General features: G+C 30.6%; 13 protein-coding genes. 12 read left to right on the top strand and 1 reads right to left on the bottom strand.

Going from position 1 to position 14,036, the window contains the following annotated elements:
* The first annotated feature begins 589 nt into the window (after nucleotides 1–589).
* The 12 genes from thrS to OD917_RS05080 all read left to right on the top strand — a co-directional run bounded on the left by thrS (nucleotide 590) and on the right by OD917_RS05080 (nucleotide 12,450).
* Entirely contained in the window at nucleotides 590–2,536 is a 1,947-nt protein-coding gene (gene thrS, locus OD917_RS05135) for a threonine--tRNA ligase (RefSeq protein ID WP_263522468.1), read from the top strand.
* Nucleotides 2,537–2,553: 17 nt separating this feature from the next.
* The gene (gene infC / locus OD917_RS05130) at nucleotides 2,554–3,108 is read left to right on the top strand and encodes a translation initiation factor IF-3 (protein WP_111286002.1); all 555 of its coding nucleotides are present in this window, start codon (nucleotides 2,554–2,556) and stop codon (nucleotides 3,106–3,108) included.
* A 115-nt stretch (nucleotides 3,109–3,223) separates the two neighbouring features.
* A complete protein-coding gene (gene rpmI, locus OD917_RS05125; RefSeq protein WP_026727505.1) occupies nucleotides 3,224–3,421 on the top strand; it encodes a 50S ribosomal protein L35 in 198 nt (65 codons plus the stop codon).
* A 101-nt stretch (nucleotides 3,422–3,522) separates the two neighbouring features.
* Nucleotides 3,523–3,867, top strand: a complete 345-nt coding sequence (gene rplT, locus OD917_RS05120; RefSeq protein WP_008464948.1) for a 50S ribosomal protein L20 — start codon at nucleotides 3,523–3,525, stop codon at nucleotides 3,865–3,867.
* A gap of 152 nt (nucleotides 3,868–4,019) precedes the next feature.
* Nucleotides 4,020–4,592, top strand: a complete 573-nt coding sequence (locus OD917_RS05115) for a Crp/Fnr family transcriptional regulator (RefSeq protein WP_263522466.1) — start codon at nucleotides 4,020–4,022, stop codon at nucleotides 4,590–4,592.
* 79 nt (nucleotides 4,593–4,671) lie between these two features.
* Nucleotides 4,672–5,106 carry a carboxymuconolactone decarboxylase family protein gene (locus OD917_RS05110; protein ID WP_111286000.1) on the top strand — a complete coding sequence of 145 codons (435 nt, stop codon included), beginning with the start codon at nucleotides 4,672–4,674 and terminating at the stop codon, nucleotides 5,104–5,106.
* 169 nt (nucleotides 5,107–5,275) lie between these two features.
* The gene (locus OD917_RS05105) at nucleotides 5,276–7,000 is read left to right on the top strand and encodes a tetratricopeptide repeat-containing sensor histidine kinase (protein WP_263522465.1); all 1,725 of its coding nucleotides are present in this window, start codon (nucleotides 5,276–5,278) and stop codon (nucleotides 6,998–7,000) included.
* A gap of 30 nt (nucleotides 7,001–7,030) precedes the next feature.
* Nucleotides 7,031–8,788, top strand: a complete 1,758-nt coding sequence (locus OD917_RS05100) for a hypothetical protein (RefSeq protein WP_263522464.1) — start codon at nucleotides 7,031–7,033, stop codon at nucleotides 8,786–8,788.
* Nucleotides 8,789–8,822: 34 nt separating this feature from the next.
* Nucleotides 8,823–10,577 (top strand): tetratricopeptide repeat-containing sensor histidine kinase, encoded by a 1,755-nt coding sequence (locus OD917_RS05095; RefSeq protein WP_263522463.1) that lies wholly within the window; start codon nucleotides 8,823–8,825, stop codon nucleotides 10,575–10,577.
* A 9-nt stretch (nucleotides 10,578–10,586) separates the two neighbouring features.
* The gene (locus OD917_RS05090; protein WP_111285992.1) at nucleotides 10,587–11,255 is read left to right on the top strand and encodes a response regulator transcription factor; all 669 of its coding nucleotides are present in this window, start codon (nucleotides 10,587–10,589) and stop codon (nucleotides 11,253–11,255) included.
* Between the two features lie 85 nt (nucleotides 11,256–11,340).
* On the top strand, nucleotides 11,341–11,574 hold the full coding sequence (locus OD917_RS05085) for a hypothetical protein (RefSeq protein WP_111285990.1): 234 nt from the start codon (nucleotides 11,341–11,343) through the stop codon (nucleotides 11,572–11,574).
* Between the two features lie 72 nt (nucleotides 11,575–11,646).
* On the top strand, nucleotides 11,647–12,450 hold the full coding sequence (locus OD917_RS05080; RefSeq protein WP_263522462.1) for an endonuclease/exonuclease/phosphatase family protein: 804 nt from the start codon (nucleotides 11,647–11,649) through the stop codon (nucleotides 12,448–12,450).
* Here OD917_RS05080 and OD917_RS05075 read toward each other — a convergent pair.
* A complete protein-coding gene (locus OD917_RS05075) occupies nucleotides 12,447–13,706 on the bottom strand; it encodes an asparagine synthetase B (protein ID WP_263522461.1) in 1,260 nt (419 codons plus the stop codon). The two genes, OD917_RS05080 and OD917_RS05075, sit on opposite strands and share 4 nt — an antisense overlap.
* Nucleotides 13,707–14,036: the final 330 nt, after the last annotated feature.

Here is a 14,036-nt window from a genome sequence, read left to right as displayed (position 1 = left end):
AACTATTTCCATTCTTTTTTCGCTATTTTTCTTAACTGTCTCATAACGGCAGGTTTACATTCTGGATATTTTTTGATCGATGTGGGGTTTTTCTTAATATGTTTGGCATTTTCTTATTTTATCAGACTTTCTGATATCCATTTTTAATGGATTCTCAATCTTTACCGCCTTTTTCAAGCCGTTTTTCATGCTTCCGAAATCTTCTTTTTCCCGAATTGACTCTTCTGAAACCGCATCCATAGCCCCGATAGGAGCGGAAATCCTTTTTGGGCCGGGGTTCGGCCCGAAAAGATTGCAGCGCATAGCGGGAAATAGCTCCTAATTATTACCGAAATCCCAATCTTTTAAATTACAAATTACAAAACTGGATGCGCTTCACTGCGCTCAGCATGCAGCCAGGGTTTTCTCCTTATATATGTATAAAAAATAAAACCCGACAGGTTTTGAAAACCTGTCGGGTCACAAATGGGACTTTCTCTCATATGACAGCACAATAAAACTATACTTATATATAATAGAGTAAACTTCTACATATATATTGTATGTATTTTTGTAATCATGTATATTTGCATTCACAAAATTATAAACAATGATCAAGATTACTTTACCCGATGGGTCAATTAGAGAGTTCGCTTCGGGCGTAACTCCAATGGAGGTCGCTAAAAACATTAGCGAAGGTTTTGCAAGAAATGTTATTTCTGCATCTTTTAATGGTACAACTATTGAAACCGAGACTCCATTAACGACCGACGGTAATCTTATATTATATACTTGGAATGATGCTGAAGGTAAAAAAGCTTTCTGGCATTCGACTTCGCACGTAATGGCTCAAGCTCTTGAGGAATTGTACCCTGGAATTAAATTGACTCTTGGGCCTGCAATTGCTAATGGGTTTTATTATGACGTTGATTTTGAAGACCAGAAAATTTCTGAAGCTGATTTTAAAAAAATCGAAGACCGAATTCTTGAAATCGCAAGAGGAAAGTTTGATTTTAAAATGCGTCCAGTGACTAAAGCAGAAGCTTTAGAAATGTATAAAGATAACGTTTACAAAACTGAATTGATTTCAAATCTTGAAGACGGAACTATTACTTTCTGCGACCATTCTACTTTTACTGATTTATGCCGCGGTGGACATATTCCGAACACTGGAATTATCAAAGCTGTAAAAATCATGAGTGTTGCTGGTGCTTACTGGAGAGGTGATGAGAAAAACAAACAGTTAACTCGTGTTTACGGAACTTCTTTTCCAAAACAAAAAGATTTAACTGAATATCTTGAACTTCTTGAGGAAGCTAAACGTCGTGATCACCGTAAACTTGGAAAAGAGCTTGAATTATTTGCTTTTTCTCAAAAAGTGGGTCAAGGTTTACCTTTATGGTTACCAAAAGGAGCTGCATTGAGAGAGCGTTTAGAGCAATTTTTGAAAAGAGCTCAAAAGAAAGCTGGCTACGAGCAAGTTGTTAGTCCACATATTGGTCAGAAAGAATTATATGTAACTTCTGGTCACTATGCTAAATATGGTGCAGATAGTTTCCAACCAATTCACACTCCAGCAGAAGGTGAAGAGTTCTTATTAAAACCAATGAACTGCCCTCACCACTGTGAGATTTACAATGTAAGACCTTGGTCATATAAAGATTTGCCTAAGCGTTATGCTGAATTTGGTACTGTTTATAGATATGAGCAATCTGGTGAATTGCACGGTTTAACTCGTGTTAGAGGTTTTACTCAGGATGATGCGCATATTTTCTGTACTCCAGAACAATTGGATGAGGAGTTTAAAAAAGTAATTGACCTTGTATTGTATGTATTTGGTTCTTTAGGTTTTGAAAACTTTACAGCTCAAATTTCGTTAAGAGATCAAGAAAACAGAGACAAATATATTGGTACTGATGAAAACTGGGAAAAAGCTGAAAACGCCATCATCAACGCAGCAAAAGATAAAGGTCTTAATACTGTTGTAGAATATGGTGAAGCAGCGTTTTATGGTCCGAAACTTGATTTCATGGTAAAAGATGCTTTGGGAAGACAATGGCAGTTAGGAACTATCCAGGTAGATTATAATTTACCTGAGCGTTTTGAATTGACATACAAAGGCGCTGATAATGAATTACATCGCCCTGTTATGATTCACAGAGCTCCTTTTGGATCTATGGAACGTTTTATAGCAATTTTATTAGAGCACACGGCAGGAAATTTCCCACTTTGGCTAATGCCTGAACAAGCTATTATCTTGTCTTTGAGCGAGAAATACGAAAATTATGCTAAAAAAGTTTTAGATTTGCTAGAAAATCACGAAATTCGCGCCCTAATTGACAACCGAAATGAAACTATCGGTAAGAAAATTAGAGATGCAGAAATGCAGAAAATCCCATTTATGCTTATCGTTGGTGAGGAAGAAGAGAAAAATGGTACTATTTCTATTCGCCGTCACGGACAAGAAGGAAAAGGTAATATTACAGTTTCAATCGAAGAATTTGCTGCGATTGTAGACGAAGAAATAAAAAAGACATTAAAAGTATTTACAGTTTAACTTAAATTTAGAAAGTCATAGCAATAAAAAGTAACAGAGGTTTTCAACCTCGCGTAGAAAAAAAAGATGCACACAGAATAAACAACCTTATTCGTGTTCCAGAAGTACGTCTTGTAGGGGAAAACATTGAACCTGGGGTTTTTAAAATAGCTGATGCGCTACGTTTAGCTGACCAACTTGAGTTGGATTTAGTTGAAATTTCGCCAAACGCTGAACCACCGGTTTGTAAAATCATGGACTACAAGAAATTTGTTTACGAACAAAAGAAAAGAGATAAGGCTTTAAAAGCTAAATCTTCTCAAGTTGTTGTAAAAGAAATTCGATTTGGTCCTCAAACTGACGAGCACGATTATGAGTTTAAAAGAAAGAACGCTGAAAAATTCTTGAAAGAAGGAGCTAAATTAAAAGCTTTCGTTTTCTTTAAAGGACGTTCTATCATTTACAAAGATCAAGGTCAGATTCTATTATTACGTCTTGCACAGGACTTAGAGGAACATGGTAAAGTTGAGGCAATGCCTGTTCTGGAAGGAAAGAGAATGATCATGTTCATTGCTCCTAAGAAAAAGAAATAAGTCGAAAGCTTAAAGTCTTAAAGTCGAAAGTCATAAACTGACTTTTGACTTTAAACTTTTAAACTTTTAGACTGAAGATATAAGTAAGTAAGAATAAATTAAAAAACTAGGAAAAATGCCTAAAATGAAAACAAAATCTAGCGCTAAGAAACGTTTTAAAGTTACTGGCTCTGGAAAGATTAAAAGAAAGCATGCTTTTAAAAGTCATATCTTGACTAAAAAATCTAAAAAACGTAAATTAGCTTTGACTCACTCAGCGCTAGTTCACCAAACAGATATGAAAAGCATCAAACAACAATTAAGAATTATCTAATAATTCTTTAGGTTAAAAAATTATTTATATAACCTTGGAGTATGGCCATTAAGTTCCTTTGATTCAATTCAGGACGCCTGCTACAAAAACACATTAAAATTATGCCAAGATCGGTAAATTCAGTTGCTAAAAGAGCAAGAAGAAAAAAAATAATGAAGCAAGCCAAAGGTTTCTTTGGAAGACGTAAAAACGTTTGGACAGTTGCTAAGAATGCAGTAGAGAAAGCGATGAGCTACGCTTACCGCGATAGAAAACAAAACAAAAGAAATTTCCGTTCATTATGGATTCAACGTATCAACGCTGGAGCTAGATTAGAAGGAATGTCTTATTCTCAATTCATGGGGAAAGTTAAAGCTAATGGAATCGAATTGAACCGTAAAGTTCTTGCAGATTTAGCTATGAACCACCCAGAAGCTTTCAAAGCTATTCTTAATAAAGTAAAATAAACGTTTTATAAACTCAATTTAAGATTACTTACTTATTATATAAAACCATTCGTTAACGCGAATGGTTTTTTTGTTTAAAGAAGTTTCAATTGTCCTGTTTTTCTAAAAAACAAAATTTAAAAAGTACATTTGTATAAAACTAAAACTGTTTTATGCACAAAGCTCTTTTGGATCATATTCAAAAATTCATTTCTCTTGAACCTTCAGATATTGATAAATTAGAATCATGCCTAGAACTTTCTAAAATAAAAAAGAAAGAACATATTTTAGAAGAAGGTCAAATATGCAACACTATGTATTTTGTTGTTAAAGGCTGTATGCGGCAGTATATTATTAACTCTAAAGGAGCTGAACAAACGTTGCAATTTGGTATCGAAAATTGGTGGATTACTGATTATTTAAGTTACCACAATCATGTTCCTTCAAGCTTTTATTTACAGGCAGTAGAAAATTCAGAAGTCATTGCTATTGACAAAACAATTTTAGAATCTCTGCTGATTGAAATACCGAATCTAGAAAGGTACTTCAGAATAGTTACTCAAAAAAGTTTTGGCGCTATGCAAATGCGTATCAAATTCTTATTTACAATGTCAGCGGAAGAAAGATATCATCACTTTAATGACCATTTCCCAGAATTTGTTCAGCGAGTTCCACAATATATGCTTGCCTCCTATCTGGATTTTTCAGCAGAATTTATGAGTAAAATAAGAGCTGGAAAAGTCTGATTTGAATTTCTTGAAGTAGTTCAAGTTTTTAAAAGCATACATTATTGACCTTTGTAATGAACTTTTAAAACACAAAAAAATGAAATCAAGAATTGTTATCCCGAATGTCGCTCCAGAAGCTTATAATGCTTTATTAAACCTAGAAAAATATATTGCATCTACTTCATTAACTCCTGTTCACAAGGAATTAATTAAAATACGTGCTTCCCAAATAAATGGTTGTGCTTATTGCATAAACATGCACACTGCTGATGCAAGAAAACATGGAATTTCTGAACAGAGAATATACTTAACAAGTGCTTGGCGTGAAGCCGATGTTTATACGGAAGAAGAAAAAGCAATCTTAGCTTTAACAGAACAAGTAACTTTAATCAGCAATCATGTTTCTGATGAAGTTTATCAAAACGCCGCTCAATTATTTGACGAAAAATACCTTGCCGAAATCATCTTAGCTATTATTACAATTAATTCTTGGAATAGACTTGCAATTGCTACTGGAATGAGAGCAGTTTAAGTTTTATAAAGATAAGTTTTACAACATTTTAAAATTTTGACAACCCTCACTCAGAGGGTTTGTTTGTATATCACTGTAAATGAATACTAGAAAATAAAAAAAATGCACTTTTTGTAAAAACAGGTATTTATACTCTTTCACAGGAATTCAGATTTTTTATTTTTGGCGCATGATACCAAAAAGAATACAAATATTTTCCTTTTTAATTACTGTTTTTATTACTCTTTTCTCCTGTGAAAAGAAAACAAACAATAGTTTAAAAGACATCCATAATAAAGCTGAAGTTAATAGACTAATTGCAATTGCAGAGGCTTTTTTCGGCACTAATAAATATGATAGCGCTTTTTTTTATTACAATCAAACAATATCTATTTGTTCTCCTTCAAATGATGCAGAAAATTACATAAACACTTTAAATCGTATGGCAATTATCCAGCAGACTCATGGAGATTATGCTGGAAGTGAAGCAACAATTACTAAAGCGCTGCCATACACTAAACTTGTAAAAAACCAACTTTATACTTGGAATCTCTATACTACTTTAGGAAACAATTACCTAAACACTTTCGATTATAAAAATTCTATTTTATACCATAAAAAAGCTCTAAAGCTTAATGTAAAGCCGTGGAAAAAATTAGCCTCAAAAAACAATATTGCAGTTACGTTAATTCAAGAGAAAAAATTTAATGAAGCTCTAAACATCTTTCTTCCTTTAGAAAATAAAAAAGAGGTAATTAGAGATCAAGAATTCTACGGAGCATTATTAGACAATATTGGACTGTGCTATTATTACATAGATAATAAAGAAAGTGCTTTAGATTACTTGAAGAAAGGTTTAGATATTAGAAAAACTTTAAAAAGTCCGTATGGATTAGGAAAAAGTTATATTCATCTTGCAGAATTCAATGAATTTAAGGATTTATCTTTAGCAAAGAAGTATATGCTTTTAAGCTATAAAGAATTCAGTAAGATAAATCATGTAGAAGGGAGATTGTCAGCTTTAAAAATGATTATTAAAAACAGTTCAAATTCAGAACTTAAAAATTATTCGAACGATTATATAAATCTTGTTGATAGTACATACGAAGTTACACAAAAAGCTAAGAATCAATTTGCGAGAATAAAGTACGACTCTAAACGCGAAAGAGAAGAAAACTTAAAGCTTAAAACACATAAAGCTCAAAATGAATTAAAGCTAGAGAGACAAAAAAACAGAAACATTATATCTTATATCATAATTGTCCTGAGTCTTTGTTTGATTTTAATTTTATATTATTATCTAACTTCTAAAGCAAATCGAGAAAAAATTGAAGCCGCTTACAATAGTGAAACTAGAATTTCAAAAAAACTACATGACGAATTAGCAAACGATATCTATCATACTATGGCTTTCGCCGAAAACAGAAATCTTTCTCTGGCAGAAAATAAAGAACAATTGCTTAATAATTTAGATGCAATATATTCTCGAACACGAGATATTTCGAAAGAAAATTGTACCATTACTACTGATGAAAATTATATTTTATCACTTAAAGAAATGATTTCTGGTTTCAGCACTCTGAATATAACTTTAATTCTAAACGGACTAGACAGCATTCTATGGGATGAAATTGACAAGAATAAAAAAATCACTATCTATCGAGTATTACAAGAATTACTTGTAAATATGCGCAAGTATAGTGAAGCTTCATTAGTCGGGATAAACTTTAAACAAACAGAAAAAAATATTTTAGTTAACTACACCGATAACGGAAAAGGTATAGATACCGAGAAAATTGTATTTAAAAACGGGCTTTATAATGTAGAAAATCGAATTCTAAAAATTAGAGGTGCTATAGATATATCATCTAGTCCAAATCAAGGATTTAAGGTTTTTATTAAAATTCCTGCCTAATTTAACGAATTGTTTTTCCCAAGTCTCAAAATGAAAAAAGCCCCAGCTTTACTTAAAATTTTAATCTCTGTATTTCTTTTGCTCGCTCTTACAACGTCTTGCAAAAAGGAAAAACATGCAGTATTAAAAAAAACTGATAATACAGCAGAAGTTAAAAGATTAACAATTATTGCTGATAGTTGTTTTGAAAATTCTGATTATAAAAATGCCTTCAAGACTTATTCTAAAATAATTTCTCTTTCAGATCCTGTAAAAGATAGAATTGATCATGTTGATGCATTAATATCTCTAGCTTACATTTATCAATATCAAGGTGATTATATACAAAGTGAGGAAATGGTAACTAAAATATTACCCCACTTAAAATATATGAAAAAAACAAGATTTGCTTGGAATGCCTATTTTATTCAGGGATTTAATTACTTTAAAACCGATAATTTAGAAAGTGCTTTAGTCTATTTTAGAAAAGCATTGCACCTTAAAACCAGTGCATTCCGAAAATGGAGCATCTTAAACAGTATAGGCATCGTGTATATGAAACAAAAAAAATATAACGCAGCGGCTTATATATTTGAGAAAATTACCACCGAGGGATATCACGCTCAAAAATTTAAAACAAATAGCTGTGATCGTTTTGAATTAATGGATTATGCAGTAATGCTAAACAACTTAGGCATTTGCTATCAAAACTTAAAAAATCCAAAAGCGATAGATTTTTACAATAAAGCTTTAAAGATTAGACTAAAAATAAATGATCGTGATAATATTTCTAGCAGTTATGCCGCTCTGTCTGAATATTATTTAAAAAATAACCCCGCCTTAGCAAATAAATATGCCAAATTGGGATATAAAAAGGCTTCTGAAATCAATTTTTATGTAGATAAAAAATATTGCTTGAGTTTTTTGGTTCAAACTGCGACTGGAAATGAATTGAAAAAATATACTAATATTTATATCCATTTTACGGACAGTATTAATAAAGCCAGATTAAAGACTAAAAATCAATTTTCTGATATAAAATACAATTTCAAAAAAGATATAGAAGAAAATTTAGAGCTTAAATCCCAAAAAGCTGAGCATGAATTAGAGATGCAGAGACAGAAAAATAGAAGCAACATTTCTTATGTAGTAATTTTTATCAGTGCTTTCATTTTACTCTTTTTATTTTTTCACATTACGCTAAAAGGAAAAAAAGAGAAAGATGATGCTATATTTAAAAGTGAGTTACGAATTTCACAAAAGCTTCACTACGAATTAGCAAATGACGTTTTTAAATTATCGACACGTATTCAAAACTCTAATCTTGAAGAACCAAAAAGAAAAGAGGAATTACTTAATGACTTAGATCAAATTTATTTAAAAACCAGAAAAATTTCTAAAGAGAACAGTATTATTCCTTTCAATGAAAATTATGAAATTGGTTTAAAAGAAATGATTTCTGAATATTCTCATTCTGATTTACACATAATTGTAAATGGCTTAAATACTTTTTCATGGTCAAAAATCGAGCGCATTAAAAAAATAACAATTTTTAGATCAATTCAAGAAATTTTCGATACTATGAAAAAGCAGAGTGACGCATCATTAGCGAGCCTTACTTTTAAAATAAACGATAAAAACCTACAGATAATTTATGTCGATAATAATACAAAAGTTCAAAATAGTAGTATTAATTTAAAAAACAGACTGAAAAGTATAGAAAATCGTCTTAAAACATTAAAAGGATTTTTAGAGGTTTATGATTCAGAAAATCAAGGTTTTAAAATTTTTATAAATCTTCCTTTATAATAAAAATGCATTTTTAATATTTAAAAATCCATAAATGAAAGTCCCATCTGTAGTTAAAATTTTAATTTCTGTATTTCTATTGCTCGTTTTACCAACGTCATGCAAAAAGGAAAAGCATGCAGTATTAAAAAAAATTGACAATACGGCTGAAATAAAAAGACTGACTATTATCGCTGATAATGATTATGATCACAATGAATATTTAAAGGCGTACAAAAATTATCTAAAAATAATTCGTCTTTCTGATCCTGAAAAAAACAGAATAGATTATGTTGATGCATTAATTTCGATAGCACTTATACAACAATATGAAGGCAATTACCTAGAAAGTGAAAATACTGCTACAAAAATACTGCCTCACCTTAAATATATGAAAAAACCAAGGTTTGCTTGGGAAACATATAAAATTTTTGCAAGCAATTATTTAGCTACAAAGGATTTCGACAATGCTCTTATCTATGCTAAAAAAGCCTACTATCTAAATACAAGCGTGAGAAGGAAAGCAAATGCATTAGCTAATATTGCACTTGTTTATATGCATAAAAAACAACACAAAAAAGCTATAAAAATTTATACTCAGCTAACTACCACGGGATATTATGGCAATAAGAAAAAAACAAATACTTTAGTAGATTTTGAATTAATTGACTATGCAACGATGAGAAATAATATAGGCATTTCTTACGCTAATTTACTGGATACTAAAGCTCTACCTTATTACCAAGAAGCTCTAAAGATTAGGCTTCAATTACATGACAAACATAACTTACCAGAAAGTTACTCAAATCTTTCCGATTATTATGTAGATTCAAATCTTGCATTGGCGAAAAAATATGCTGAAGCAGCTTATAAGCATGCTTGCATAATAAATACTTATCAGCAAAAAAAATATGCTTTAGAAACTTTAATACGAACTACTACAGGAAATGACTTGAAGAAATATTCTAATATTTATGTTCATTACATTGACAGCATTAATAAAATTCAATCATCACAAAAAAATCCATTTGCCAACATACAATACTACTTCAAAAAAGACAAACAAGAAAATTTAGAACTTAAAACTCAAAAAGCAGAAAAAGAATTACAATTTGAAATACAAAAAAATCAAAGTTACATTTTGTATGTAGTAATTTTTATTAGTGTTTTTGCATTGCTGTTTATAACTCTTCATATTACTTTAAAAGCAAAAAGAGAAAAAGACGATACGATATTTAAAAGTGAAGTACGGATTTCTCAAAAACTCCACAACGAATTAACAAGCGAAGTTTTTAAATTATCTACAAATATTGAAAACTCTAATCTAGAAGAACCTCAAAAAAAGGAAGAATTACTTAATCATTTGGATCAGATTTATTTGAAAATTAGGAAAATTTCAAGGGAAAATAGTACCATACTAACAGATGAAAACTATCTCGAAAATCTAAAAATAATGCTTTCTGAATATTCCAATTCTTCTTTAAACATAATTGTAAATGGTTTAAGCAGTTTTTCGTGGCATGAAATTGATCGAATCAAAAAGATTACCATTTTTAGAATACTTCGAGAGCTCTTAAATGACATTACGAAAAATAGTAACGCATCTTTAATAAGCTTAAATTTTAAAAAAGAGACAAAAATTATTCAAATAATCTACATTGATAATAGTAAAGAAACCACTGATGGATATGTCAATTTAAAAAAAAGACTACAAAATGTGGAAAACCGTATTAAAACAATAAAAGGAACTATTAATTTTGAACCGAATCTAGAAAATGGTTTAAAAATAAGTTTCACATTCCCATTATAAAACAATTATATGTTTAAAAAAGTTTTAGTTGCCGAAGATTTAGACAGTATTAGTATCGCTGTTATTCAAGTACTTGAAGAACTACAAGTTCCAGTAATTCACCATGTGAAATATTGTGATGAAGGTTTACTCAAAGTAAAAAAAGCTTTGGTTGAAAATGAGCCTTATGATTTATTAATTACCGATCTGTCGTTCAAATCAGATCATCGAAAAGCAAATATCGAAACTGGCGATGGATTAATTGAAGCAATCAATCGCGTCCAGCCTAAATTAAAGAAAATCGTATTTTCTATTGAAGACAAAAGTTATAGAATTAAAACGCTTTTCAATGAATTAGGAATTAATGCATACGTTTCTAAAGGAAGAAATAGTATTATAGAATTACGAAATGCAATTGAAAGTACATTCAATAATGAAGAAAAAATACTTTCGTCTGATTTGTCTTTTAATTTTAATGATAAGGCCTTAATTGAAATTGAATCTTATGATATTTCGATTTTAAAACTTTTATCTCAAGGATATATTTTAGAAAGTATTTCAAAAGAATTTAAAGATTTGTCTATTACCCCAAACGGAACGAGTAGTATCGAAAAAAGAATTAATAAACTAAAAATTTACTTTAAAGCTAATAATAATGTGCATTTAATTGCTATAGCAAAAGATTTTGGATTGGTATAACTAGCATAATATGATCCGTTTACGGATTTCCGTAAGGATATCAATTCTAATAAATCTAAATTTGTTATGAATCTATTAACCTACAATGAAACCAAAAAACAAAGCGGATATTTTATTCGCAAAAATTAACACAACCCAAAATAAAATAATAATGAAAACAATGCTACTTTGTCTTTTTTTATCAATAAGTTTTGTTCTTGTTTCTGCAAAAACCGGATGGCTTGAAATTGATTGGAAACTTATATTTATTCCAGCGCTTTTAGTATTACAAATTATCATAATTAGCACAGCTTTAAAAAACAGATATAAAAAACACTAAATAATTTTCTAAGAAAGGCCTGATAATTGTAGAAAGAGAATTATCTATATTTGATTACAATTATTTTTTTACATGAAAAACGTTCTCAGCCCTCTCCTACTATTATTTACATTTATATCTTTTGCGCAAACCAAAATTCTGTCATGGAATATAGAAAACTTCGGAAAATCAAAATCGTATACCGAATTAAGTTATATTGCCAAAACTATCTCTACTTATGATATAATTGCTATTCAGGAGGTAGTTGCAGGAAACGGCGGAGCACAAACTGTAGCAAAGCTCACTGAATTACTTAACGAAAAAGGAAATAAGTGGGACTATAAAATAAGTGATCCAACAAGCAGTAGCAGTTATAAAACGGAACGATATGCTTTTATTTGGAAAACTCACAAAATCAAATTAAAAAACAAACCTTGGCTAGAGAAAAAATTTAATTTAGAAATTGACCGCGAACCTTATTTCGGCACTTTCGAAATCAATAAAAAAACAATTACTCTAGTCAATTTTCACGCCATAACTCAAAAAAAGCAACCAGAAACTGAAATCAAATATTTTAAGTTTTTGCCAAGCGAATATCCTAATTTAAATTTGGTTTTCTTAGGCGATTTTAATTGCCCTGAAAAACATACCGTCTTTATTCCGTTAAAAAAAATGGGATATGTTTCAGTATTAAAGAATCAGAAAACAACGCTTAAACATAAATGCAAAAACAATATCTGTTTAGCATCTGAATTTGATAATATTTTTTACAAATCCTCATCTGTAACAGTTATTAATTCAGGAGTAATTAAATTTTATGAAGATTTTGATTCTTTGCAAACAGCAAGAAAAGTATCAGATCATATTCCGATCTGGTTTGAAATCTCACTAAATTAGGTTTTAAGCTTCTTTTTTCTCGCAGCAGGAAATAAAACATTATTCAAAATTAATCTGTAACCTGGAGAATTTGGGTGCAAATCTAAAACCGTTGGCGGATCTCCAACTTGATGCTGAAAATCTTCTGGATCATGTCCTCCAAAAAAAGTAAACATTCCTTTTCCTTTTTCGCCATGAATATACCTTGATTCGCCATTTAGCTCACAAGTTCCCATAATTAATATGTTAGATTTTATTAGCGAAGAATCAAATGAAGTCGTCTGCCCCATAAAACCTTTTACCAATTGGGTATGATTTTGACATAACATACTTGGAATTGGATCCCATTTTGCTGAAAATTCCATTAAAGTGAAATAATCTTTTTCCATAACAATACGTCTTTTGGTAGTCATATCGATATCCGAAAATTCATAAACTTCAGGTCTTCTTTCTAAAGTGAAATTTTTGAAAGCAAAAGAGTTATTGTAATTTAATTTCGATTGATAATTAGATTCGCTTGGATCACCATCAAACATTGTTTCGCAAATATCAACTCCATCAGCTGCAAGCGCAATATCGAAACTGTCTGTAGCAGAACACATTGCAAACATAAATCCACCTCCAATTACAAAATCTCTAATTTTTTTTGCCACAGCTCCTTTTTCCTGAGATACTTTTGCATATCCTAATTTTGCAGCTAAAGCTTCAGCATCCTTTTTTTGATCAATATACCAAGGTGTATTTTTATAGGCGGCATAGAACTTTCCGTACTGTCCAGTAAAATCCTCATGATGTAGATGCAACCAATCGTACATTAATAATTGATCACTTAAAACTTCTTCGTCATAAATTGGAGTAAAAGGTATTTCGGCATAAGTTAAAACCAAAGTTACGGCGTCATCCCAAGGTTGTTTGCCTTTTGGCGTGTAAACGGCAATTTTTGGAGCTTTCTCCAAAATTACAGATTCCATATTTTGAGAAGGACTCGAGATTTCATTTAAAATAGAAGCTTGTTCGCTATCTGAAATAACTTCGAAACTAACACCTCTAATTTTGCATTCTTTTCTAATCTCATCAGCATCAGGAAGCAAGAAAGAACCTCCACGATAATTTAAAAGCCAACTTGCTTTATAATCTCTGCTTAAACACCAATAAGTAATACCGTATGCTTTTAAATGATTCTGTTGAGTTGTTTCGTCCATCGGAAGTAATATGAACGAGGCGCGGGCATTAAATGTAACTAATAGTATAAAAATGTAGAATAAACTTCTATTCATCCGAAAATTATTTTAGTAAAGATATAAAGGAACTATCTAAAAAAAGAATCTATAGTCCCTTTTATGGCATAAGAGAATGTTAAATAAAAAAACAGAGGTAAATACCTGATTAACACCCTTAAAAAAACAGGTAAAAACACCTATAGTGCCGTTAAATATTCTATATACATTTGCTATCCCAGGTCATAAAACTAATCAATGTAAAAAAACAAACCAACCATGAAGTTTAATGATAGTAATAACCAAGAAAAGGGTATGAATTTAGTTCAAAAAATAGGTTTATGTGTTCTCGTGATAACAATCATATTGTATTATGTGTTGTCAATTCAA

This window comes from Flavobacterium sp. SH_e, assembly GCF_025717045.1.
Classification (GTDB): Bacteria; Bacteroidota; Bacteroidia; order Flavobacteriales; family Flavobacteriaceae; genus Flavobacterium.
The sequence above is the reverse complement of the archived record's forward strand: the minus strand, read 5'-3'. Positions and strand labels throughout refer to the sequence as shown.

Bases quoted from the DNA above. Each gene is read 5' to 3' on its own strand.
- thrS (WP_263522468.1), top strand. From the start codon at position 590: ATGATCAAGATTACTTTACCCGATGGGTCAATTAGAGAGTTCGCTTCG.
- rpmI (WP_026727505.1), top strand. From the start codon at position 3,224: ATGCCTAAAATGAAAACAAAATCTAGCGCTAAGAAACGTTTTAAAGTT.
- rplT (WP_008464948.1), top strand. From the start codon at position 3,523: ATGCCAAGATCGGTAAATTCAGTTGCTAAAAGAGCAAGAAGAAAAAAA.
- OD917_RS05115 (WP_263522466.1), top strand. From the start codon at position 4,020: ATGCACAAAGCTCTTTTGGATCATATTCAAAAATTCATTTCTCTTGAA.
- OD917_RS05110 (WP_111286000.1), top strand. From the start codon at position 4,672: ATGAAATCAAGAATTGTTATCCCGAATGTCGCTCCAGAAGCTTATAAT.
- OD917_RS05105 (WP_263522465.1), top strand. From the start codon at position 5,276: ATGATACCAAAAAGAATACAAATATTTTCCTTTTTAATTACTGTTTTT.
- OD917_RS05100 (WP_263522464.1), top strand. From the start codon at position 7,031: ATGAAAAAAGCCCCAGCTTTACTTAAAATTTTAATCTCTGTATTTCTT.
- OD917_RS05095 (WP_263522463.1), top strand. From the start codon at position 8,823: ATGAAAGTCCCATCTGTAGTTAAAATTTTAATTTCTGTATTTCTATTG.
- OD917_RS05090 (WP_111285992.1), top strand. From the start codon at position 10,587: ATGTTTAAAAAAGTTTTAGTTGCCGAAGATTTAGACAGTATTAGTATC.
- OD917_RS05085 (WP_111285990.1), top strand. From the start codon at position 11,341: ATGAAACCAAAAAACAAAGCGGATATTTTATTCGCAAAAATTAACACA.
- OD917_RS05080 (WP_263522462.1), top strand. From the start codon at position 11,647: ATGAAAAACGTTCTCAGCCCTCTCCTACTATTATTTACATTTATATCT.
- OD917_RS05075 (WP_263522461.1), bottom strand. From the start codon at position 13,706: ATGAATAGAAGTTTATTCTACATTTTTATACTATTAGTTACATTTAAT.